The sequence below is a fragment of the Bartonella sp. TS25HLJMH genome (assembly GCF_042193505.1).
Lineage (GTDB): Bacteria > Pseudomonadota > Alphaproteobacteria > Rhizobiales > Rhizobiaceae > Bartonella > Bartonella grahamii.
Window position 1 is genome coordinate 1 of record NZ_JBHILV010000102.1, and the last position, 333, is coordinate 333.

The 333-nt window shown below is 29.4% G+C and carries 1 pseudogene; it reads right to left on the reverse strand.

The annotated features are described in order from the left end of the window. Nucleotides 1–241: 241 nt before the first annotated feature. Nucleotides 242–333: pseudogene (locus ACFINF_RS09465) on the reverse strand (phosphoribosylglycinamide formyltransferase); the annotation flags it as partial.

Below are 333 nucleotides of genomic sequence, written 5' to 3' on the forward strand. Positions count from 1 at the left end.
TTAAGATTTTTTAGGGAAAATACGAGATATTTTCATAAATAGAGTTCATAGTGATGTTCAGAAAACTGAATAAAGAAGAAAAAATTAGCAATTTAAATAAAATTCGAAAAAATTGCTCATTCTATGCAGAAATTTATAAAGAAATGGATTCCACCCTGTCAACATTAGAGGTTTTAAATTATAGAGTTGAAGATGAATGATATGTAAAACGTTGGAAAATACTTACAGATTGCTGATCTTATCAAAAAGATAAGAGCTGTTGTTGCGGATCGACAATTTTGCTCTTTCCTTCAATAAATGCTTTTAAGGCTTCTGGGTAGAGTTTATGCTCTG